15 protein-coding genes are annotated in these 22,207 nt (G+C 73.3%); 13 read left to right on the forward strand and 2 right to left on the reverse strand.

What is annotated here, in order from left to right:
• Window positions 1-27: 27 nt before the first annotated feature.
• The 7 genes from IE287_RS04930 to obgE all read left to right on the forward strand — a co-directional run bounded on the left by IE287_RS04930 (window position 28) and on the right by obgE (window position 10,173).
• Window positions 28-1,956 carry a TIGR03960 family B12-binding radical SAM protein gene (locus tag IE287_RS04930; protein WP_189847620.1) on the forward strand — a complete coding sequence of 643 codons (1,929 nt, stop codon included), beginning with the start codon at window positions 28-30 and terminating at the stop codon, window positions 1,954-1,956.
• A gap of 70 nt (window positions 1,957-2,026) precedes the next feature.
• Window positions 2,027-2,662: a hypothetical protein gene (locus IE287_RS04935; RefSeq protein WP_189847621.1), complete on the forward strand. Its 636-nt coding sequence runs from the start codon at window positions 2,027-2,029 to the stop codon at window positions 2,660-2,662.
• Window positions 2,663-2,905: 243 nt separating this feature from the next.
• Window positions 2,906-3,697, forward strand: coding sequence for a TIGR03936 family radical SAM-associated protein (locus IE287_RS04940; RefSeq protein WP_189847622.1), 792 nt, complete (start codon window positions 2,906-2,908; stop codon window positions 3,695-3,697).
• A 231-nt stretch (window positions 3,698-3,928) separates the two neighbouring features.
• Window positions 3,929-7,765: an Rne/Rng family ribonuclease gene (locus IE287_RS04945; protein WP_189847623.1), complete on the forward strand. Its 3,837-nt coding sequence runs from the start codon at window positions 3,929-3,931 to the stop codon at window positions 7,763-7,765.
• A 256-nt stretch (window positions 7,766-8,021) separates the two neighbouring features.
• A complete protein-coding gene (rplU, locus tag IE287_RS04950; RefSeq protein ID WP_030494089.1) occupies window positions 8,022-8,342 on the forward strand; it encodes a 50S ribosomal protein L21 in 321 nt (106 codons plus the stop codon).
• 14 nt (window positions 8,343-8,356) lie between these two features.
• A complete protein-coding gene (rpmA, locus tag IE287_RS04955) occupies window positions 8,357-8,611 on the forward strand; it encodes a 50S ribosomal protein L27 (RefSeq protein WP_030494090.1) in 255 nt (84 codons plus the stop codon).
• A 122-nt stretch (window positions 8,612-8,733) separates the two neighbouring features.
• A complete protein-coding gene (gene obgE, locus IE287_RS04960) occupies window positions 8,734-10,173 on the forward strand; it encodes a GTPase ObgE (protein WP_189847624.1) in 1,440 nt (479 codons plus the stop codon).
• 87 nt (window positions 10,174-10,260) lie between these two features.
• Here obgE and IE287_RS04965 read toward each other — a convergent pair whose 3' ends face one another.
• Entirely contained in the window at window positions 10,261-12,195 is a 1,935-nt protein-coding gene (locus IE287_RS04965; protein WP_189847625.1) for a PIG-L family deacetylase, read from the reverse strand.
• A gap of 419 nt (window positions 12,196-12,614) precedes the next feature.
• On the opposite strand from IE287_RS04965, the gene IE287_RS04970 reads away from it, so the two are divergent.
• Together IE287_RS04970 and IE287_RS04975 are read left to right on the forward strand one after the other, a co-directional pair.
• Window positions 12,615-13,643 (forward strand): hypothetical protein, encoded by a 1,029-nt coding sequence (locus tag IE287_RS04970; protein WP_229883276.1) that lies wholly within the window; start codon window positions 12,615-12,617, stop codon window positions 13,641-13,643.
• A complete protein-coding gene (locus IE287_RS04975; protein ID WP_189847626.1) occupies window positions 13,640-16,459 on the forward strand; it encodes a stealth family protein in 2,820 nt (939 codons plus the stop codon). Before IE287_RS04970 ends, IE287_RS04975 begins: the two co-directional genes overlap by 4 nt.
• Window positions 16,460-16,540: 81 nt before the next feature.
• Here the strand turns inward: IE287_RS04975 and IE287_RS04980 are convergent, their stop codons facing one another.
• A complete protein-coding gene (locus IE287_RS04980; RefSeq protein WP_189847627.1) occupies window positions 16,541-18,274 on the reverse strand; it encodes a stealth family protein in 1,734 nt (577 codons plus the stop codon).
• A gap of 165 nt (window positions 18,275-18,439) precedes the next feature.
• On the opposite strand from IE287_RS04980, the gene galE reads away from it, so the two are divergent.
• The 4 genes from galE to IE287_RS05000 all read left to right on the forward strand — a co-directional run bounded on the left by galE (window position 18,440) and on the right by IE287_RS05000 (window position 22,166).
• Window positions 18,440-19,426 (forward strand): UDP-glucose 4-epimerase GalE, encoded by a 987-nt coding sequence (galE, locus tag IE287_RS04985; protein WP_189847628.1) that lies wholly within the window; start codon window positions 18,440-18,442, stop codon window positions 19,424-19,426.
• A 302-nt stretch (window positions 19,427-19,728) separates the two neighbouring features.
• Window positions 19,729-20,190, forward strand: a complete 462-nt coding sequence (locus tag IE287_RS04990) for a GtrA family protein (protein ID WP_189847629.1) — start codon at window positions 19,729-19,731, stop codon at window positions 20,188-20,190.
• 63 nt (window positions 20,191-20,253) lie between these two features.
• Complete coding sequence (gene proB, locus IE287_RS04995; protein WP_229883278.1) at window positions 20,254-21,462, forward strand: glutamate 5-kinase; 1,209 nt, start codon at window positions 20,254-20,256, stop codon at window positions 21,460-21,462.
• A gap of 197 nt (window positions 21,463-21,659) precedes the next feature.
• On the forward strand, window positions 21,660-22,166 hold the full coding sequence (locus tag IE287_RS05000) for a DUF8830 family protein (RefSeq protein ID WP_189847630.1): 507 nt from the start codon (window positions 21,660-21,662) through the stop codon (window positions 22,164-22,166).
• Window positions 22,167-22,207: the final 41 nt, after the last annotated feature.

Below are 22,207 nucleotides of genomic sequence, written 5' to 3' on the forward strand. Positions count from 1 at the left end.
CCCCCTGCCAGCTCACGAAGGTTCGAGATGTCTGCTGCCGAGTCTGTCTTCCCGCAGCTCGAAGCTCTGCTCCCGCACGTGCAGAAGCCGATTCAGTACGTCGGTGGAGAGCTGAACTCCACGGTCAAGCCGTGGGAGTCCGCCGACGTCCGCTGGGCGCTGATGTACCCGGACGCGTACGAGGTCGGTCTGCCCAACCAGGGCGTCATGATCCTCTACGAGGTGCTCAACGAGCGCGAGGGCGTCCTCGCCGAGCGCACCTACAGCGTGTGGCCGGACCTCGAGGAGCTGATGCGCGAGCACGAGGTGCCGCAGTTCACGGTCGACAGCCACCGTCCCGTCGGCGCCTTCGACGTGTTCGGCCTGTCCTTCTCCACCGAGCTGGGCTACACCAACATGCTCACGGCCCTCGACCTGGCGGGCATCCCGCTGGAGTCGAAGGACCGCACCGTCGACCACCCCATCGTGCTCGCCGGCGGTCACGCCGCCTTCAACCCCGAGCCGATCGCGGACTTCATCGACGCGGCGATCATCGGCGACGGCGAGCAGGCCGTCCTCGACATGACCGAGATCATCCGCGCCTGGAAGGCCGAGGGCCGGCCGGGCGGCCGCGAGGAGGTCCTCTTCCGCCTCGCGAAGACCGGCTCGGTGTACATCCCGCGGTTCTACGACGTGGAGTACCTGCCGGACGGCCGCATCGGCCGGGTCGTGCCCAACAAGTCCGGTGTCCCGTGGCGCGTCTCCAAGCACACCGTCATGGACCTCGACGAGTGGCCGTACCCCAAGCAGCCCCTCGTCCCGCTCGCGGAGACCGTCCACGAGCGCATGTCCGTCGAGATCTTCCGCGGCTGCACCCGCGGCTGCCGCTTCTGCCAGGCCGGCATGATCACGCGCCCCGTGCGGGAGCGAAGCATCACCGGCATCGGCGAGATGGTCGAGAAGGGTCTCAAGGCGACGGGCTTCGAGGAGGTCGGCCTCCTCTCCCTCTCCTCCGCGGACCACTCGGAGATCGGCGACATCGCCAAGGGCCTCGCGGACCGTTACACCGAGGACAAGGTGGGCCTGTCCCTCCCCTCGACCCGCGTCGACGCCTTCAACGTCGACCTCGCCAACGAGCTGACCCGCAACGGGCGCCGCTCCGGCCTCACCTTCGCCCCCGAGGGCGGCTCCGAGCGCATGCGCAAGGTCATCAACAAGATGGTCTCGGAGGAGGACCTGATCCGGACCGTCTCCACCGCGTACGGCAACGGCTGGCGCCAGGTGAAGCTGTACTTCATGTGCGGCCTGCCGACGGAGACCGACGAGGACGTCCTCCAGATCGCCGACATGGCGATGAACGTGATCGCCGAGGGCCGCAAGGTCTCCGGCCAGAACGACATCCGCTGCACCGTCTCCATCGGCGGCTTCGTCCCCAAGCCGCACACCCCCTTCCAATGGGCCCCGCAGCTGTCGGCCGAGGAGACGGACGCCCGGCTGCTGAAGCTCCGCGACAAGATCCGCGGCGACAAGAAGTACGGCCGCTCGATCGGCTTCCGCTACCACGACGGCAAGCCCGGCATCGTCGAGGGCCTGCTCTCCCGCGGCGACCGCCGCATCGGCGCGGTCATCCGCGCGGTCTACGAGGACGGCGGCCGCTTCGACGGCTGGCGCGAGCACTTCTCGTACGACCGCTGGATGGAGTGCGCCGAGAAGACCCTCCCCGAGTACGGCGTGGACGTCGCCTGGTACACCACCCGCGAGCGCTCCTACGAGGAGGTCCTGCCCTGGGACCACCTGGACTCCGGTCTCGACAAGGACTGGCTGTGGGAGGACTGGCAGGACGCCCTCGACGAGACCGAGGTCGAGGACTGCCGCTGGACCCCGTGCTTCGACTGCGGCGTCTGCCCGCAGATGGACACCCACATCCAGATCGGCCCCACCGGCAAGAAGCTGCTGCCGCTCTCCGTGGTGAAGTGACCCGGTAACGCCTTGATGACGGCCCGGCGAAGGGGAAACCCCTCGCCGGGCCGTCGTCGTCACAGGGGACATGAACACGGAAAAGCCGGGCTGCCTCACGGGAGCGGCGCGCGCCGTCGCCCTCGTCGTGGTCCTGCCCGTACGGCTGCTCTGGGACGCCCTCGCCTGGTGCCTCCGGCAGCTCTGGCGGTGGCTCCTCGCCCCGGTCGGCCGCGCCCTCGGGTGGCTGGTCCACCACCTCCTCGTCATCCCCCTGCGGTGGCTGTGGGAGTGGGTGCTCGTCCCGGTCGCCAAGGTCCTGTGGCGGGTGCTCGACCTGCTGCTCGTCACCCCGCTCCGGTGGCTGTGGGAGTGGGTGCTCGTCCCGGTCGCCAAGGTCCTGTGGCGGGTGCTCGACCTCCTGCTCGTCACCCCGCTGACCTGGCTCTGGCGACACGTCCTCGGTCCCGTCGTCCGCGTCGCCGGCGCCGCCCTCCTGTGGGCCTGGCGGATCGCCGGACGGATCTCTCGGGCCGTCGGCCGCGCGGTCCGGTGGGTGCTGTGGAACGCGATCGGCCGACCCCTCGCCTGGGCGTACCGGGTGGTCCTCACGCCCGTCGGCCACTGGCTGCGCCGGTACGTGGGGGAGCCGGTCGCCGCCGCCGTCCGGGCCGTGCGGGCGGCCGCCCGCGAGGTGCGCCGGACGCTCTTCGGAGGCACCCGCTGAAGCTCCGGCGGGCCCGCCCGGGAACGCGAGGTGGCCCGGGCGCGTACTCTGGGTAGTACAACGAACGTCCCCGGCGCGGCGCCCGCCCCCGAGATCTCCCCGCCCCGGGCGGGGGTGATCCGGGCGGGAGCCCACGGGACGTCCCGAGAGCTTCCGGGCGGAGCGCCACCCGCGCCCGCCCCGCACCGAGGAGAAGAACCACTGGGCAAGCGACAGCCCGAAGGCCCGCCGCCCGCACCGGCGGTGCAGCGCATCCGTCTGCGCTACACCAAGCGCGGCCGCCTCCGGTTCACCAGCCACCGCGACTTCCAGCGCGCCTTCGAGCGCGCCCTGCGCCGCGCCGAGGTGCCCATGGCGTACTCGGCCGGCTTCACCCCGCACCCCAAGGTGTCGTACGCCAACGCCGCCCCCACGGGCACGGGCTCCGAGGCCGAGTTCCTGGAGATCGCCCTCACCGAGCGCCGCGACCCCGAGACCCTGCGGGCCCTGCTCGACGAGTCCCTCCCGGCCGGCCTCGACATCACCGACGCCGTCGAGGCCCGCACCTCGGGCCTCGCCGACCGGCTCACCGCCTCCGTGTGGGAGCTCCGGCTCGACGGCGTCCCCGTCGAGGACGCCCGCAAGGCCGTCGAGGCCTTCCTCGCCGCCGAGACGGTCGAGGTGCAGCGGAAGACCAAGAACGGCATCCGCACCTTCGACACCCGTGCCGCCGTCGCCGAGCTCGTCGCGGACCGACCCCAGGGTGATCCCCTGGGTGATAGGCCTGCCGGCGATGCCTGTGCGATACTGCGGCTGGTTGTTCGGCACGTGACACCTGCCGTGCGACCCGACGACGTCCTGTCCGGTCTCCGAGCTGTGGCCGACCTGGCGCCGCCGGTCCCCGCAGCGGTGACCAGGCTGGCGCAGGGGCTCTTCGACGAGGAGTCCGGCACGGTGACCGACCCGCTCGCGCCCGACCGCGAGGCAGTCACGGCCGCCCCCTCCACGGCCGCCGCGACCGCCCCGGCGACGGCGCCGGAGGCAGGCCCCGCGTAGGGGACGTCGTCGAGCGCAGCCCTGGCACTCGGGAGCCACCTGGGTCGGGCAGCGCACTGACCAGGAGACTTTCGCCAGGCCGTACGCATCGGGCGTACGGAACCGGCGAGCCAGACATTCAGCTCCCGTGCGGCGCCCGCGCCCCGGGCGGCGGCACCGCGTACGCACACGCGTCGTGCCGCCACCGGAATCAGACGCGGCGCCCGGGAGCGTGACGGGAGAACCGCCCGCATGCTCGAAGAGACCAACGAGACCAACGACAGCAACGCCCCCGGGGACAAGCTGCCGCCGCGCCGCAGGCGCCGCGCCGCCTCCCGGCCCGCCGGCCCGCCGGTGACGGGCGCCGCCGAGGCCCCCGCCGAGACGGTGGAGGCCGTCGTGGAGACCCCGGCCGCCGAGCCGGAGGCCGCCCCGGCCCGCACCCGCCGCCGCGCCACCCGCAAGACGGCCGCCCCGGCGCCCGTGGCCGAGCCGGCCGCCGCCGAGGCCGAGCCGGTCGCCGCCCCGACCGAGCCCGCCGAGCCGGCCGTCGAGGCCGCCCCGGCCCGCACCCGCCGCCGCGCCACCCGCAAGGCCACCGCGCCGGTGACCTCCACGGCCGCCGCCGAGGAGCCCGCCGAGGCCCCCGCCGAGACGGTGGAGGCCGTCGTGGAGACCCCGGCCGCCGAGCCGGAGGCCGCCCCGGCCCGCACCCGCCGCCGCGCCACCCGCCGCGCCAGCGCCCCGGTCACCTCGACGGCTCCGGCCGGGGAGCCCGCCGAGGCCGAGGCCGAGAGCGCCCCCGAGGCCGTCGCCGAGCCGGCCGCCGAGCCGGCCGTCGAGGCCGCGCCGCCGGCCCGTACCCGCCGCCGCGCCACCCGCCGCGTCACCGCCCCCGAGGTCACCCCGGACGTGGCGGCCGAGCTCGCCGCGCCGGCCTCCGGCGAGTCGCTGCCCGAGGACACCGTCGAGGAGATCGCCTCCCACGGTGCCGACGTCGCCGCCGCCGAGGCCGCCGCCACCCGTGGACGCGGCCGCCGCCGCGTCGGCGCGCCGCAGTTCACCTCCGAGCCGCCCGCCGCCGGGGAGGCCCCGCGCGGCCGCCGCGTCGAGCGTCCGGCCGTCGCCGTCTTCCAGGCCCCGGTCTTCGCCGAGCCGATGTTCCAGACGCCGGAGACCGCCGCCTTCGCCGCCGCCGCTGCCGCGGACGTCGACGTCGAGGAGGAGCCGGAGGAGGAGACGGTCGTCGAGACGGTGGAGGCCGTCGAGCCCGAGCGCGCCGAGACCGGTTCGCGCCGCCGTCGCCGCCGCCGCGGCGAGCCCGTCGCCGTCGAGCCCGTCCCGTCCACCGTCGCCGACGAGCCCGAGGTCGAGCACGTCGCCGACGAGGCGGAGGAGGCCGAGGAGGCGGAGGAGTCCGAGGACGCCGACGAGTACGGCGACCGCCCGTCCCGCCGCCGTCGCCGCGGCGGCCGCCGCCGCCGCCGCGGCGAGTCCGCCGAGTCCGACGACGCGGACGAGTCCGACGAGACCGACGATTCCGACGAGCCCCAGGCCGACGCCGACGCCGAGGATTCCGAGGACGACGACGAGTCCGGCTTCTCCGGCTCCAGCAGCTCCCGCCGCCGTCGCCGCCGCCGTCGCCGCAGCGGCGACTCCGCCGGCGAGGCCGAGGCCACCGACGAGGACGGCGTCCGCACGGTCGTCAAGGTCCGCGAACCCCGTCCGGCCCGCGAGAAGACCGAGGGCGGCACCGGCGCCGACGAGGTGCAGTCCATCAAGGGCTCCACCCGCCTGGAGGCCAAGAAGCAGCGCCGCCGCGAGGGCCGCGAGCAGGGCCGCCGCCGCGTCCCGATCATCACCGAGGCCGAGTTCCTCGCCCGCCGCGAGGCCGTCGAGCGCGTCATGGTCGTCCGCCAGAACGGCGAGCGCACCCAGATCGGCGTCCTGGAAGACAACGTGCTCGTCGAGCACTACGTCAACAAGGAGCAGGCCACCTCGTACGTCGGCAACGTCTACCTGGGCAAGGTCCAGAACGTGCTGCCGTCCATGGAGGCCGCCTTCGTCGACATCGGCAAGGGCCGCAACGCCGTCCTGTACGCCGGCGAGGTCAACTTCGAGGCGCTCGGCATGGGCCACGGCCCGCGCCGCATCGAGTCCGCCCTCAAGTCCGGCCAGTCGGTCCTGGTGCAGGTCACCAAGGACCCGATCGGCCACAAGGGCGCCCGCCTGACCAGCCAGGTCTCCCTGCCGGGCCGCTACCTCGTGTACGTCCCCGAGGGCTCGATGACCGGCATCAGCCGCAAGCTCCCGGACACCGAGCGCGCCCGCCTCAAGACCATCCTCAAGAAGATCGTCCCCGAGGACGCGGGCGTCATCGTGCGCACCGCCGCCGAGGGCGCGAGCGAGGACGAGCTGCGCCGTGACGTCGAGCGCCTGCAGGCGCAGTGGGCCGACATCCAGAAGAAGGCCAACCAGATCTCGACCTCGGTGCCGACCCTGCTCTACGGCGAGCCGGACATGACCGTCCGCGTGGTCCGCGACATCTTCAACGAGGACTTCTCCAAGGTCATCGTGAGCGGTGACGACGCCTGGGAGACCATCCACGGCTACGTCTCGCACGTCGCGCCCGACCTGGCCGACCGCCTCCAGCGGTGGACCAGCGAGGTCGACGTCTTCGCCACCTACCGGATCGACGAGCAGCTGATGAAGGCGCTCGACCGGAAGGTCTGGCTGCCGTCCGGCGGCTCGCTGGTGATCGACAAGACCGAGGCGATGATCGTCGTCGACGTCAACACCGGCAAGTTCACCGGCCAGGGCGGCAACCTGGAGGAGACCGTCACCAGGAACAACCTGGAGGCGGCCGAGGAGATCGTGCGCCAGCTGCGGCTGCGCGACCTCGGCGGCATCGTCGTCATCGACTTCATCGACATGGTGCTGGAGTCCAACCGCGACCTCGTGCTGCGCCGCCTCCTGGAGTGCCTGGGCCGCGACCGGACCAAGCACCAGGTGGCCGAGGTCACCTCGCTCGGCCTGGTCCAGATGACCCGCAAGCGGGTCGGCCAGGGCCTCCTGGAGTCCTTCTCCGAGACCTGCGTCCACTGCAACGGGCGCGGTGTCATCGTCCACATGGAGCAGCCGGCCACGCACGGCGGCGGCGGTGGCGGCAAGCGCTCGAAGAAGCGCGGCCGCGGCGGCGACGGGCACGACCACGCCCACGAGACGCACGAGGCCGAGGTCCACGCCGAGACCGAGGCCGAGGTCGCGGCCGAGCTGGCCGCCCCGGTGGCCGTGCCGGTCCCGATCGCCGCGGACGAGGAGCTGTACGGCAGCGCCGCCGAGGCCGAGGCCGCCGCGACCCGCGGCCGTGGCCGCCGCCGCGTCACCCGCAAGGTGACCGCGCCGGTGACCCCGACCGCCGCCCCGGTCCCGACGCCGATCGCGGAGCCGGAGCCCGTCGTGGCCGAGCCGGTCGCGGCCGAGCCCGTCGTGGCCGAGGCCGCGCCGGAGCCGGTCGTGGAGGCCGTCGAGACGGTGGAGGCGGCGCCCGCGCCGCGCACCCGCCGCCGGGCCACCCGCCGTGCCACCTCCCCGGTCGTCTCCACCGCCGGGCAGGCCGCCGAGGCGGGGACCGCCGTCGCGGCGGAGCCCGTCGTGGCGGAGCCGGTGGCGGCAGCCGAGCCGGAGGCCGTGGCGGAGCCGGTCGTGGAGGCCGCGCCCGCGCCGGCCGCCGAGCCCGTCGCCGAGGAGGCCCCGGTGGCCGCCGCGCCGCGCGCCCGCCGCCGGGTGGTCCGCAAGGCCACCGCCCCGGCCGGCGCCCCCGCCGGTGCCGAGGCCGCCGAGATCGTGGTGGCCGCGGCCGCCCCGGCCGAGGAGCCGCAGGCGGACGCCGCCCCGGCCGCGGAGGAGACCGAGGCCGCCCCGGCGGCCAAGAAGACCGCGCGGAAGACGGCGGCGAAGAAGGCCACCGCCAAGAAGGCCGCCACCAAGAAGACGGCGGCCAAGAAGACGGTGGCGAAGAAGACCACCGCGAAGAAGGCCCCGGCCAAGAAGGCCGCGGAGAAGACCGCGGCCCCGGCCCAGGACTGAGCCGGAACCGCCCCGGCGGGCCCCGTGAGGGGGCCCGCCGGGGCGGTCCGCACCCGCACGGGCGAATTTGACCCTCTGTGGCAGGCGCCCGTAACCTAGACCGTCGGCGTGTCTATGGCGCGCCGCGCCTCTGAGCACCCCCCTCCCGCTCGACGGGAGAGGCCGCTCGTCCGATCCGGATCGCCGTGGGCCCCCGGGCCCGCGCTTGGGCGGCTGGCGTCAGAGGTCCCCATTACCGAGTGAGAGAGAGATCCGCGTGTACGCCATCGTGCGCAGCGGTGGTCGCCAGCACAAGGTTGCTGTCGGCGACATCGTTGAGGTTGACAAGATTTCCACCGCCAAGCCCGGCGACACGGTCGAGCTCTCGACCCTGCTCGTCGTCGACGGCGACGCCGTGACCAGCGACCCGTGGGTCCTGGCGGGCATCAAGGTCCAGGCCGAGGTCGTGGACCACACCAAGGGCGCCAAGATCGACATCCTGCGCTACAAGAACAAGACCGGCTACCGCCGTCGCCAGGGTCACCGTCAGCAGTACACGGCGATCAAGGTCACGTCCATCCCGACGGCCGCGAAGTAAAGAGGGACTGAGCAATGGCACACAAGAAGGGCGCATCGTCCACCCGGAACGGTCGCGATTCCAACGCCCAGCGGCTCGGCGTGAAGCGCTTCGGCGGTCAGGTCGTCAACGCGGGTGAGATCCTGGTCCGCCAGCGCGGCACCCACTTCCACCCGGGCTCGGGTGTCGGTCGCGGTGGCGACGACACGCTGTTCGCCCTGCAGGCCGGTTCGGTGCAGTTCGGCACCTTCCGTGGCCGCAAGGTCGTGAACATCGTTCCGGTCGCCTGATCGGACGCATTGCGGAGGCGGACCTCACTTCCCTGCCGGGAAGAGGGTCCGCCTTTCGCGTGTTACTAGATAGACATTCCCGTACATAGCTTTTCCGTTCGCTCTTCTGGAGGCACAGAACCATGACCACCTTCGTGGACCGCGTCGAGCTGCACGTCGCCGCGGGTAACGGGGGCCACGGCTGCGCCTCCGTCCATCGCGAGAAGTTCAAGCCGCTCGGCGGCCCCGACGGCGGCAACGGCGGCCGCGGCGGCGACGTGATCCTGGTCGTCGACCAGTCGGTCACCACCCTGCTGGAGTACCACCACTCGCCGCACCGCAAGGCCACCAACGGCAAGCCCGGCGAGGGCGGCAACCGCGCGGGCAAGGACGGCCAGGACCTCGTCCTGTACGTGCCCGACGGCACCGTCGTCCTCGACAAGAAGGGCGAGGTCCTCGCGGACCTCGTCGGCCACGGCACGACGTACGTCGCCGCCGAGGGCGGCCGCGGCGGCCTCGGCAACGCGGCGCTCTCCTCCGCCCGCCGCAAGGCCCCCGGCTTCGCCCTGCTCGGCGTGCCCGGCGACCTCCAGGACATCGTCCTGGAGCTGAAGACCGTCGCCGACGTGGCGCTCGTCGGCTACCCCAGCGCCGGCAAGTCCTCGCTGATCTCCGTCCTCTCGGCCGCCAAGCCGAAGATCGCGGACTACCCCTTCACCACCCTGGTCCCGAACCTCGGCGTGGTGACGGCCGGTTCGACCGTCTACACCATCGCCGACGTCCCCGGTCTCATCCCCGGCGCGAGCCAGGGCCGCGGTCTCGGCCTGGAGTTCCTGCGCCACGTCGAGCGCTGCTCGGTCCTCGTCCACGTCCTCGACACGGCGACGCTGGAGTCCGACCGCGACCCGGTCAGCGACCTCGACGTCATCGAGGAGGAGCTGAAGCAGTACGGCGGCCTCGAGGACCGTCCGCGCATCGTCGTCCTCAACAAGATCGACATCCCGGACGGCCAGGACCTCGCCGACATGATCCGCCCGGACCTGGAGGAGCGCGGCTACCGCGTCTTCGAGGTCTCCGCGGTCGCCCGCACGGGCCTGAAGGAGCTCTCCTTCGCCCTCGCCGAGATCGTCGCGCAGGCGCGCGCCGCGAAGCCGAAGGAGGAGGCGACCCGGATCGTCATCCGCCCGAAGGCCGTCGACGACGCCGGCTTCACCGTCACGTACGAGGAGCACGAGGACGTCTACCGGGTGCGCGGCGAGAAGCCGGAGCGCTGGGTCCGCCAGACCGACTTCAACAACGACGAGGCCGTCGGCTACCTGGCCGACCGCCTCAACCGCCTCGGTGTCGAGGACGCGCTGATGAAGGCCGGCGCCCGCGCCGGCGACGGCGTCGCCATCGGCGCCGAGGAGAACGCGGTCGTCTTCGACTGGGAGCCCACCCTCATGGCCGGTGCCGAGATGCTCGGCCGCCGCGGCGAGGACCACCGCTTCGACGCCCCGCGTCCCGCGGCGCAGCGCCGTCGCGACCGTGACGCGGAGCGGGACGACGCGGAGCGGGAGTACGACGACTTCAACCCGTTCTAAGCGGGAGCCGTACGACGAAAGGACCCCCACCCGGCTCGGCCGGGTGGGGGTCCTTTCGTCGTACCGGGATCCCGTCGTCGTACGGGGTCAGCTGGTGCGGATGTCGCGCAGCTGGGTGATGCGGGGAGCCCCGTCGATGCCCAGCGCCACGGAGACCGGGGCGCCGCCCGCGAGGGTCAGCGCGGACGGGGTGCCGACCGTCAGCAGGGCGGGGGAGCCCACGGCGGAGGCGCGCCCGCCGCTGATGTCGTACGCCAGCACGTCGGTCGCCCCGGCCGGGACGGCGACGACGCCGTTGCCCGCGCTCGCCCCGCGGCCGGCGGTCAGGCTCACCCGGCCGTAGCCGGACAGCCGCGGCTTGGCCACGGTGGTCCACCGCTTGGCGCGGCCCGCGGCCATCCGCTCGATGAACACCTCGTCGCTGGCGACGGCGCGGTAGCCGAGGAGCACCGCCCCGTCCGCGGCGGTGATGGCGTCCGGCACGTCACCGGGCAGGTGGGCGAGGCGCCGGGTGCCGCGGAGCAGTTCGCCGCCGGGGGTGCGCTGGGTCCAGTGCTCGACCCAGTTGGCGGAGGTGCCGAAGAGGTGGATGAGCCCGTGGCCGTCGACCGTCGCCGTGAGCCCGTCCTGTATGCGTCCGGTGGGCAGCGGCTCCCAGCCGGTCCACTTGCCGTTGCCGCCGAGCACCCGGGTGCTGACGCCCTTGGCGCCGTTGCGGGAGAAGACGTGGACGCGCCCGTCGGCGCCGAGCACCGCCGTCGGCGCGCCGGTCAGCCGGGTCCGCCACGTCCTGGTCTCGGGGGAGCCGAGGCTGGTCCACGAGCTCTCGAAGGCCCCGCCCGCCGACTGCTGACGCAGCATCACTATCTCGCGCCGGTTCCGGCCGGGGGTGCCCTCCAGGGAGGAGAAGCGCAGGGCGAAGACGAGGTGGCGGCCGTCCTTCAGCCGCACCACGGATATGGAGGGGGCGAGCGGACCGCCGCCGAGGTCCTCGGGCGGGCCGGGCCGCCCCGCGGCGTCGGTGGTCCAGCGGGCGAGCCGGGTGCCGAGGACCGCGTACACGGTCAGCGCGCCGTTCGCCCCGGCGACCGCCTTGGGGCCGGCGTTCGGGTAGCGGCGGTGGGTGGAACGCGCCCAGCCCTTGGGCGACTTGACGACCGAGTCCTGGCCGAAGGCGTAGTCGCCGCAGCCGGAGGCGTTGCCGCACTGCCAGTCGGGGCCGCCGCCGTAGGCGTTGAGGTAGAGGGCCTTCTGCTCGAAGGTCTTCTCCGGCAGGTTCTTCGGCCAGCGCTGGTTGTAGTAGCCGCGGAAGGACTCCGTCTGGAAGACGGGCGCCTGCGTGCCGCGGCCGGTCCGCCCGCCCCACTCGGCCAGCGCCCGCCAGGCGAAGAGCGCCGCGGCGGTGTGGTCCGGGTGGTCGGAGAAGCCGTGCTGGTCGCTGCCGATCGGGTGCAGCTCGTCGTGGACCTGCGTGTCCGGGTCCGGGTCGAGCGTGCGGACCAGCGTGGGCTTGCGCCGGGAGAGCAGGAAGACCAGCGTCTCCACGAGGTCCTGACGCGTGTACGTGTACTTCTCCTGCACCGGCGACTCGGGAGCCGGCTGGGTGGGGAGCGTCACGCCCGGGGTGTGCCACAGCCGGGTCAGGTTGACGGTCCGGATGCCGTTCTTCGCGTGCATCCGCAGGTTCAGGAAGATGAGCTCGGCCGACTTGCCGTTGTGCTCCAGCCGGTTGACCTCGGCCGTCCGGCCGCCGGGCAGCGGGAGGACGGTGCGCTCCCACGGGGTGAAGAGCCGGGCGCCCAGCATCATGGCGTACGCCTGGCGGAGCCCCTGCTGGCGGGAGGAGACGTAGGCCGGCACGTTGGGCTCGGGGTCCGGCTGCCCGGGGATCGTGTTCAGTCCGAAGGAGCCGCCGTCCGTCACGTAGACGGACGTCACGGGTATGCCCGCGGAGAGGTTCTGGACGAGGTCCGGGTTCATGAAGAACAGGTCGTCGTCGGGGTGGGCCACGATCTGCAGCACCGCGGGCGCCCCCGCCGCGGCGAATCCGGCCCGCGTGTCCGTGGCGGCCAGGCGGTGGACCGGCGTACTGCCCGCGGGTCCGGTGGCCTGGGCCGGTATCGATACGGTCGAGTTCGCCGTGGAACCACAACCGCTGACGGCTCCCGCCACCGTGGCCGCGGCAGCCGAGGCCAGCAGAGTCCGCCGTGACAGCGCGATGTCGGCGAACGATCTCCAGTGTCCCATTTCTCCCCGTGACTTTCCTGTGTGGTCATGGCAAGGATCCCTTGAGAGAGAGGGGGAAAAGGCCACGCGGGGTTCATCTGATGACGTGATTGCGGTCACGCCGTGATCGTTCGGGGGTGACTTGCCAATGCTTCTGCCCCCTTGACACTATGTGGCGCTGACTGTCAGTCCAGAGTGGAAGCGCGGGATTCGTCGTGAGTGACTCACTGCTGCCCTATGCGGTGGGTGCCGCCAAGCGAGCCCGCCAGGCTGCCGTCAGGATGCGCCGCCGGGTCGAGCGGCTGCAGACGGCCCCCGCCTTCGCGTCCGGCATCCGCCCGCGTCCGGCCCTCCACGCCGTCCACCTCTCCGTCCTCGGCGGACGGACCCTGAACGTCGCCCTCACCGCCCCCGCGGCCGTCGACGTCACCTCCGCCCACCTGGAGCTCACCCGCGGCGGCCGGCACCTCCGGCTCGACCTGGAGGTCGAGCCCCAGAGCGACGGCAGCCGCCTGCTCACCGCCACCACCGCCCTCCGGTACACGGACCGCACCGACCTCGCGGACCACCCCGAGGAGCACGGCCCCGGGCGGGCCGGCGTGGCCCTCTTCTCCGGTCTCTGGCGCATCGGCGTCGTCCTCACCGGCGCCGACGGCAAGGAGCTCCGGGCCGGGGTCGGCGCCGTGGCGCTCCCCACGACGGACGGCCCGACGGCCCCCGTCTCCCCGTCGCCGGACAGCGGCGCCCACTTCCGGATCATGCGGTCGGTCGACGGCTTCGCGGTCCTGAAGGTGCGCGCCCCCGTCCACCAGGCCGAGCTCGACCGCTTCGACCTCCGCTGGGACCGCATCGTGGTCCACGGCCGGCTCATCGCCCGTCAGGGGCCGGTCTCCGGCTACACCGCCCAGGCCGTCCGCCGCGGCGGCGGTACCGTGGTGCCGACCCCCCTGGAGTGGGACGGCGACGCGTTCACCTTCGAGGTGCCCCTGGCCGAGATGGTGGCCGGCGGACGCTCGTACCGCTGGGACATGCAGCTCCAGCACGGACGGACCGGTCTCAAGATCGGCCGCAGGCTCACGGACGTGAGGCGGCGCCACCAGGTGATCCGCACCACGTTCAGGATCATCGCCCTGGAAGACGGCACGCTCCTCCGAGCGCATGCCTACATCACGTCGGCCGGAGCGCTCGCCGTTTCCTGCGTCGCGTTCGAAGGCGCCCCCCACGGCGCAGAGGAAGTCGCATGAAGATCACCATCCTGCTCACCTGGGGCGATGCGATGGGCGGCACCGAGATGGCTGCCTACACGCAGGCCACCCAGCTCCTGTCGCGTCACGAGGTAGAGATCCTCAGCGTCTTCAAGACCGCCGAGGAGCCCTTCCTCCAGGAGGCGAAGAGCCTGCCGGTCCGCTACCTCGTGGACCGCACGGGCCGCACCCCTCGCCCGGTCCGCGAGACCTCCCTCACGCCGGAGGAGTGCGCGGCCCTCGCCAAGCTGCCCAGCGAGCTCATCGAGCCGGTCTGGGAGTCCACCTTCGACCGCCTCTCCGACATCGAGATGACGGCCGCGCTCTCGGGCCTCGACACCGATGTCCTGGTGACGACCACGCCGGCCCTCATGGCCGCGGCCGTCAGGCTCGTCCCCTCCTCGGTGGCCACCGTCCACCAGGAGCACCGCGTCTCCCAGCTGCGCGGCGCCACCGGCGAGCCGCTGCTCACCCACGCCCCGCGGCTCGACGCGCTGGTCTCGCTCACCGAGCTGACCACCGACTGGTTCGCCGAGTCCCTCGGCGACTCCGCGCCCCTCCTCGCCACCATCCCGAACGCGATGCCCGAGGGGTACCGCCCGCGCTCCGACCTCGGCGGCAAGACCATCGTCGTGGCCGGCCGCATGGTGCCGGAGAAGCAGCTCGACCACGCGGTGCAGGCCTTCTCCGAGCTCGCCGAGGACTTCCCGGAGTGGCGGCTGCGCCTCTTCGGCGACGGCCCCCAGCTGGTCAACCTGCGCCGCCTCGTCGAGAGCCTCGGCATGCACGACCGCGTCGAGCTCGTCGGCCGCAGCCAGCAGATGGCCGAGGAGTGGGCGAAGGCCGCCATCTGCCTGATGCCGTCCCGCGTCGAGTCCTTCGGCCTCGTCATGCTGGAGGCGTTCACGGCCGGCGTCCCCGTCGTCGCGTACGACGCGCTGACCGGCCCCTCCCAGATCGTCCGCCACGAGGTCGACGGCCTGCTGGTGCCCGCCGACGACGTCGCCTCCCTGGGCGCGGCGATGGCCCGCCTGATGGGCGACGACGAGCTCCGCGCCGCCTACGGCGCGGCCGCCCGGGAAGGCGCGCGGGAGCGTTTCGCCCCCGAGGTCGTCAACGCCCGGTGGGACGAGCTCTTCACCGCGCTGCGCTCCGAGCCGGACGCCGCCCGCGCCGCGGCCCGCGCCGACCGCACCGCCCGCCGCATCGCCGGCGGCGGGAGCCGGACCTTCGCCGTCTCCGCCCCGATCAGCAAGCTCGCGCCCTCCGACGACGAGCAGAAGGCCCGCGAGGTCATCCTCCAGGCCCAGGACCGCAAGACCCTGGTGCGCTCCGCCGGCCGCCTCGCCGAGGTGCGAAACGACATCCCGGCCTGGCGCATGGGCCAGATCAACCTGGAGATCAGCGCCGAGGCGCTGGAGCGGCACGACGTCCCGTACGTGCTGCTGCACGACCCGTCGACCGTCAGCCACCGCATCGCCGTCAAGGAGACCGACCGCGAGCGGGCGCTGCGCGCCCTCGGCACGGAGCTGCACGGCAAGCCGGTCTACGCCGAGCTGGTCGCGCCCCGGACCGCCGCGCCGGGCGCCCGCCTCGCGGAGACGCTGACCGCCGCGCCCGAGGTCGCCGCCGTACGCGTCTTCAAGCCGATGGTGAGCGACAGCCGCATCCTCCGGTACGGCCCGGTCTACGGCTGCAGCGTCGAGTTCTGGCCCCAGGAGGAGGCGGAGCCCCGCTGGTTCACCGCGCCCCGCGGCACCACGCTGGTCGGCCCGCGCCTGCCCTCGCTCGACGGCGGCGCCCGGATCACCGTCGGCGACCGCGACTACCCGACGGTCGACGTCCTGACGAAGCGCCTCATGTGGGACGTCGACTTCCCGATCGACGCCGTCTACACCTGGGTCGACGACACCGACCCGGCGTGGCGCGCGAAGCGCGACGCCGCCCGGCAGGCGGCCGGGCTCGCCACCGACGACGCCCAGTCCGGCGACGTCCGCTTCCGCAACCGCGACGAGCTGCGCTACTCGCTCCGCTCGCTCGCCACGCACGCCCCCTGGATCCGCAAGGTCTTCCTGGTGACGGACGACCAGGTGCCGTCCTGGCTGAACACCGAGCACCCGGACATCCAGGTGGTCAGCCACCGCGAGATCTTCGGCGACCCGGAGTGGCTGCCGACCTTCAACTCGCACGCGATCGAGTCGCAGCTGCACCGCATCGAGGGGCTCTCGGAGCACTTCCTCTACGTCAACGACGACGTCTTCTTCGCGCGTCCGCTGGCCCCGAGCAAGTTCTTCCAGTCGAACGGCACCTCGTACTTCTTCCGCTCGCCGACGGCCGTCCCGCCGGGCGAGGTCACCGAGGAGACCGAGGGCTACTTCGTCGCGGCCAAGAACAACCAGGCGCTCCTGGAGGAGGAGTTCGGCCGGATCGCCACCCACGGCTTCCTCCACACGCCGCACCCGCTGCGCCGCAGCGTCCTGGAGGCGATCGCCGAGCGCTGGCCCGAGGAGACCTCCCGCACGGCGGCCACCCCGTTCCGCGGCCGGACCGACCTGTCGATCACCTCGTCGCTCCACCACCACTTCGCCTACCTCACGGCGAAGGCGGCGCAGGGCAGCATCTCCTCGGCCTACGTCAACATCGGCGACTACAAGCACCACGTGGCGCTGAGCCGTCTGCTGGCCGCGCGCCACCGGGACGTCCTCTGCATCGGCGAGTCCGCCGAGGCCGAGGTCCCGCTGGACGAGCAGGACCGCGTGCTGCGGGCGTTCCTGGAGGCGTACTTCCCGGTCCGCTCCCCGTACGAGCGCGACTGACGCGCGCGGCGCCGTCGACACGGAGGGGGCGCCCGGACCGATCCGGTCCGGGCGCCCCCTTTCTCCGTGCCGTGACGGCGGCTACTTCTCGTACGGGCTCGGGACCGGGAAGTAGGCCTCCAGGAAGGGGGTGATCAGGTCCTTCTGCTCGCCCACCTCCTGCTCCGTCGAGACGGTGTCGTTGACGCAGAAGACCGTCCTGTCCCTGGCGGCGAGGAGCCGGCCGAGCCGGGTCTCGGTCCACGGGTGGGTCAGGTCCAGGTAGGAGTACGGCAGCTGGGAGGGGACCGCGCGCCCGGTGTGGAAGGCGTAGTAGTGGTGCAGCGAGGACGAGATCGAGATGTCGTCGATGCTGCGGAAGCGGTTCGCCTCCGTCAGGCGGTACTCCTCGGCGAACTCCGTCTCGATCTCCGTCAGCACGCTGCGGCGCAGCGGGTGCGGCATGTGCTTCATCTTCTGGACGAGGACGGCGCCGTACCGCTCCTGGATCAGGCGGCGGTTGTTCTTGCCGGCGGCGGCCACCGGCGGGTCGTCGACGGTCCGCTCGCCGAGCGGCACCAGCGCCGACGACGGGAAGAACTTCGTGAGGCCGTTGGCGAGGAAGAAGTCGCCCGGCGTCACCTCGTTGCCGAGCATCACGTCGTCGTTGAAGTAGAGGAAGTGCTCGGAGAGCCCCTCGATGTGGTGCAGCTGCGACTCGATCGCGTGCGAGTTGAAGGTCGGCAGCAGCTCGGGGGAGCGGAAGACGTCCCGGTGCGGGACGACCTTCAGGCCCGGCGCGCCGGTGTCCAGCCACTCCGGCGTCTGGTCGTCGGTCACCAGGTAGATGTTCCGCACCCAGGGCGCGTACATGTGGAGCGAGCGCAGCGAGTAGCGCAGCTCGTCGCGGCTGAGGTAGCGGGCGGCGTTGGCCGCCTCCGCGTGGTAGCCCTCGCCGGAGAACTCGGCGCGGCGGCGCAGCCAGGCCGGGTCCGCGCCGTCCACCCAGGTGTAGACGACGTCGACCGGGAAGGTGACCTCGGTGGTGGGGACCACGGCGGTCTCCGCGCGGGCGGGGACGAGCGGGGCGCCCTCCGGGTCGCGGGGCGCGAGGCTGGTGAAGTACGGCTCCGCCAGCGGGACGATCTCGCCGGCGGGCGGCAGGACCGTGGCGATCCGGCCGGCCCGGGGCGCGGTCAGCTCGCCCTCCTCCAGCGTCCAGAACTCGACGTCGCAGCCGTACAGGTCGCCGAGGGCCAGCTGGTGGGTCGGGTCCGTGTGGTACCAGGTGAGGCGCAGCACGGCGGAGGTTCCCAGCCGCTGCCAGGTCGCCGGTTCGAAGCCGGGCTGGGACTCGCGGGTGACCGGGTTGTTGCCGTTGACCGGCGTCACGTACCCGGGCAGCCGCTTGCAGGCCTCGGCGAGGGCGGCGAGGACGGCGGCGCGGTCCTCCGCGCGGACCGCGACGGCGGCCGCGGTGTCCGACTGGCCGCGGACGCAGAAGTGCTCGACGCCCGCCGAGGCCAGCGCCGCCAGGACCGCGTCCAGGTTGGCCCGGCGGGCCGCGAGCGGGGTGATCCCCTCGGTGACGAGCGCCACCTTCGGCTCCCGGCCGATGTTGATCACGGCGCGGTCGGCACCGGCGGTGTAGGTCCCGTAACGCTTGGCGAGCCGTCCGCCGCGCCGCCGCTCGGCGGCCGCGGTGCCACTGGCGATGCGCATCTTCACCCGTCGGCGCATGTCGGCGTCGACCTGCGAGACGATGGCCCGCCTCACGCGTTCCGGCACGGCTCGGCGGTAGACCCCAAGCAGCCTGGGTGCCTCGGGATTTCGCACTGCGGTCGACTCCTTGAACGTGACCCAACGGAAGGGTGAACCCGTCCAGTATGACGCCTGGCCACCGCCCCTTCCGGAGCGGTCCGGCCCGCCGGAGGGGGTCCGGTCGGTACGGTGGAGTACCGGTGCACGGGCACCGGGGGCGGACGAGGGGTGTGGTTCAGCATGACGTACCTGATCACCGGCGGTGCCGGCTACATCGGCGCGCACGTGGTCCGGGCCATGACGGCGGCGGGCGAGCGGGTCGTCGTCCTCGACGACCTGTCCACCGGGCACGCGCACCGTGTCCCCGAGGGCGTACCGCTGGTCGTCGGCTCCGTCCTCGACCGCGAACTGCTCGACCGGACGCTCGCCGGGCACGCCGTCACCGGCGTCGTCCACCTCGCCGGAAAGAAGCAGGTCGGCGAGTCCGTCGAGCTGCCGCTGCACTACTACGGCGAGAACATCGGCGGCCTCACCGTCCTCCTGGAGGCCGTCGCCGCGGCCGGGGTGCGCAGCTTCCTCTTCTCCTCCTCCGCCTCCGTGTACGGCATGCCGGACGTCGACCTCGTCACCGAGGCGACCCCCTGCCGGCCGATGAGCCCGTACGGCGAGACCAAGCTCGCCGGCGAGTGGCTGGTCCGCGCGGCCGGCCGGGCCCACGGCATCGCCACCGCCTGCCTGCGCTACTTCAACGTGGCCGGCGCGGCCGGCCCCGAGCTCGCCGACACCGGCGTCTTCAACCTGGTGCCGATGGTCTTCGAGCGGCTCGACGCCGGCGAGGCGCCCCGGATCTTCGGCGACGACTACGCCACCCCCGACGGCACCTGCGTCCGCGACTACATCCACGTCGAGGACGTCGCCGACGCGCACCTGGCCGCCGCCCACAAGCTCGCCGCGTGGGCGGGGAGCGGCGAGCCGCGCGACCTCACCGTCAACATCGGACGGGGCGAGGGCGTCTCCGTCGCGGAGATGGTCGCCCTCATCGGCGAGGTCACCGGGCGCACGACCGAGCCCGTCGTCACCCCGCGCCGCCCCGGCGACCCGGCCGGCGTCGTCGCCTCCGCCGACCTGATCGCCGCCGAGCTGGGCTGGAAGGCCCGGCGCGACGTCCGCGACATGGTCGCCTCCGCCTGGGCCGGCTGGACGGCCCGCCACGGCGCGACCGTCTGAGACGCGACCGGTCCGGGCCAGGGGACGTCTGAGACGCGGACGCCCGGGACGCGACCGCCCGGGACGCGACCGCCCGGGACGCGACCGCCCGGGACGCGACCGTCTGAGGCGCGGGCGCCCGGGCCGGGGGACGCGTGAGGCGTGACCGTCCGGGCCGGGGGGCGTCCGTGGCGCGGGTCGCTGCGCCGCCGGACGGCCCGGCCCCTTCGCGCGGCCGTACGCGGGACGCGAGGGGGCGTTCGCCGTGCGCGCGTCGCCCCCACGGCACGTCCCGTTCATCTCGCGGCGATCTGATGGGCCCCATGCGAGACCAGCTCGGCCAGATCATCCGCTTCGGCGTGGTGGGCGGGATCAACACCGGCACCTTCTTCGGCTGCTACCTGCTGCTCCACCCCTGGATGCCGTACTTCGCCGCGTACACCCTCGCCTTCCTGCTCAGCATGGTGGGCTCCTTCTTCCTCAACACCTACTTCACCTACCGCACCCGTCCCACCTGGAAGAAGTTCGCCCTCTTCCCCCTCACCAACGTCACCAACTACGTCGTGCAGAGCGCCGGCCTGTACGCGCTCGTCACCTGGGCCGGAATGGACGACAGGATCGCGCCACTCGTGGCCGCCGTCGTCGCCATCCCCTTCACCTACGTGATCTCCCGCCGGATCCTCGTCAGCCGCGGTCCGGACGGCACCGGTCCCGGGGCCGGCGGTCCCGGGGACGGCGGTCCGGAGAGCGGAATGGAGGAGCGGCGGCCGTCCCGGCTCGCGTAGATTGCCCCTCGCGACCGTGCCGGGAGCGGACGGCGCCAGAGACAGCGAACGAGGACGGCGCAGGTGGCGACGGAGATGGCGACGGTGCAGCAGGACATGAACCGACAGGACGCGACTCCGCAGCCGACGACCCCGCAGCCGACGACCCCGCCCGTGACCCGCCCCTTCGTCACCGAGGCGCGCCGCATCGTCGTCAAGGTCGGCTCCTCCTCGCTCACCACCGCCGCCGGCGGCCTCGACGCCGACCGGGTCGACGCCCTCGTCGACGTCCTCGCCAAGGTCCGCAGCGGCGGCGAGAAGGAGATCGTGCTGGTCTCCTCCGGCGCCATCGCCGCCGGACTCGCCCCGCTCGGCCTCACCCGCCGCCCCAAGGACCTGGCCCGCCAGCAGGCCGCCGCCAGCGTCGGCCAGGGCCTCCTCGTCGCCCGCTACACCGCCTCCTTCGCCCGCTACGGCGTCCGCGTCGGCCAGGTGCTGCTCACCACCGACGACACCAGCCGTCGCGCCCACTACCGCAACGCCTACCGCACCCTCGACCAGCTCCTCGCCATGGGCGCGCTGCCGGTCGTCAACGAGAACGACACCGTCGCCACCGACGAGATCCGCTTCGGCGACAACGACCGCCTCGCCGCGCTCGTCGCCCACCTCGTCCGCGCCGACCTCCTCGTCCTCCTCTCCGACGTCGACGGCCTCTACGACGGCGACCCCGCCAAGCCCGGCACCTCCCGGATCGCCGAGGTCGGCGGCCCGCAGGACATCGCCCACGTCGAGATCGGCTCCGCCGGCAAGGCCGGCGTCGGCACCGGCGGCATGGTCACCAAGGTCGAGGCCGCCCGGATCGCCGCCGCCGCTGGCATCCCCGTCGTCCTCACCTCCGCCAGCCGCGCCGCCGACGCCCTCGCCGGCCGCGACACCGGTACGTACTTCCAGCGCACCGGCCGCCGCTCCGCCGACCGGCTCCTCTGGCTCGCCCACGCCTCCACCCCCCAGGGCTCCCTCGGACTCGACGACGGGGCCGTGCGCGCCGTCGTCGAGGGCAAGAAGTCGCTGCTCGCCGCCGGCATCGCCGCCGTCGAGGGCGACTTCGTCGCCGGGGACCCGGTCGAGCTCCGCGACGGCTCCGGCCGCCCCGTCGCCCGCGGCCTCGTCAACTTCGACGCCAAGGAGCTCCCCCGGATGCTGGGCCGTTCGACGCACGAGCTCGCCCGGGAGCTCGGCCCCGAGTACGAGCGCGAGGTCGTCCACCGCGACGACCTCGTGGTCCTCGGCTGAGACCCGGCCGCGGGCCCCGCCGCGCCCCCGTGCGGAAGCCCTTGCGAAACCCCCGCCGAAACGGCTGAAACTCCTGCCATCCGGAAGGGACCTTTACCAAAACCGCCCCATGCGGCGGCTCGGACTGGTCAACTTTGTCTCGGGGGTAACGAGCAACGCGGGGTACAGCACCACACGCATCACACAGGAGGCCGCCGGTGAGACGAGCGCGCCCAGGGGCACTGCCCCGCGGGACGGCCGAACGCGCCCTGACGAGTGTCGGGGCCGGAGCCGACTTCGACGCGGCACAGGACAGTGCCTCGGGAGGCGAGAGCACAGCAGCCGAGACGGGCACACGGGACGGCGGCGCGGGGGAGCGCCCGCTGTCCAAGCTGTGGCACGTCACCCTCAGCGTGTCCGGCGTCGAGTCATCGCTGCAGGAGGTACGCCGCGGGCTCGAACAGCTGGCCCACGACCACCCCTTCCTGCTGACCAGCCGCTACGCCAACGACCACGCCGAGATCCGGTACTGGGAGGAGGCCCGCGACCTGCACGACGCGGCCGCCGTCGCCCTCCGGCTCTGGGGCGAGCACCGGCAGACCGCGAAGCTCCCTCCGTGGGAGATCGTCGGCCTGGAGGTCATCGACCGGGAGACCTACCACCAGCGGATCGCGGAGGGCTACGGCCCGCCGCCCGCCGCCCCCGTCGGGGTCCACCCCTACTGAGCGGACGGGGGCCCTGGTCCTGACGGGCCGGACCCCCGCCG

The organism is Streptomyces omiyaensis (assembly GCF_014650895.1).
Classification (GTDB): domain Bacteria; phylum Actinomycetota; class Actinomycetes; order Streptomycetales; family Streptomycetaceae; genus Streptomyces; species Streptomyces omiyaensis.

What these genes read in the sequence shown, in the direction of transcription:
- galE (WP_189847628.1), top strand. Translation starts at nt 18,440, where the DNA reads ATGACGTACCTGATCACCGGCGGTGCCGGCTACATCGGCGCGCACGTG.
- IE287_RS04935 (WP_189847621.1), top strand. Translation starts at nt 2,027, where the DNA reads ATGAACACGGAAAAGCCGGGCTGCCTCACGGGAGCGGCGCGCGCCGTC.
- IE287_RS04990 (WP_189847629.1), top strand. Translation starts at nt 19,729, where the DNA reads ATGCGAGACCAGCTCGGCCAGATCATCCGCTTCGGCGTGGTGGGCGGG.
- obgE (WP_189847624.1), top strand. Translation starts at nt 8,734, where the DNA reads ATGACCACCTTCGTGGACCGCGTCGAGCTGCACGTCGCCGCGGGTAAC.
- IE287_RS04930 (WP_189847620.1), top strand. Translation starts at nt 28, where the DNA reads ATGTCTGCTGCCGAGTCTGTCTTCCCGCAGCTCGAAGCTCTGCTCCCG.
- IE287_RS04975 (WP_189847626.1), top strand. Translation starts at nt 13,640, where the DNA reads ATGAAGATCACCATCCTGCTCACCTGGGGCGATGCGATGGGCGGCACC.
- rpmA (WP_030494090.1), top strand. Translation starts at nt 8,357, where the DNA reads ATGGCACACAAGAAGGGCGCATCGTCCACCCGGAACGGTCGCGATTCC.
- IE287_RS04945 (WP_189847623.1), top strand. Translation starts at nt 3,929, where the DNA reads ATGCTCGAAGAGACCAACGAGACCAACGACAGCAACGCCCCCGGGGAC.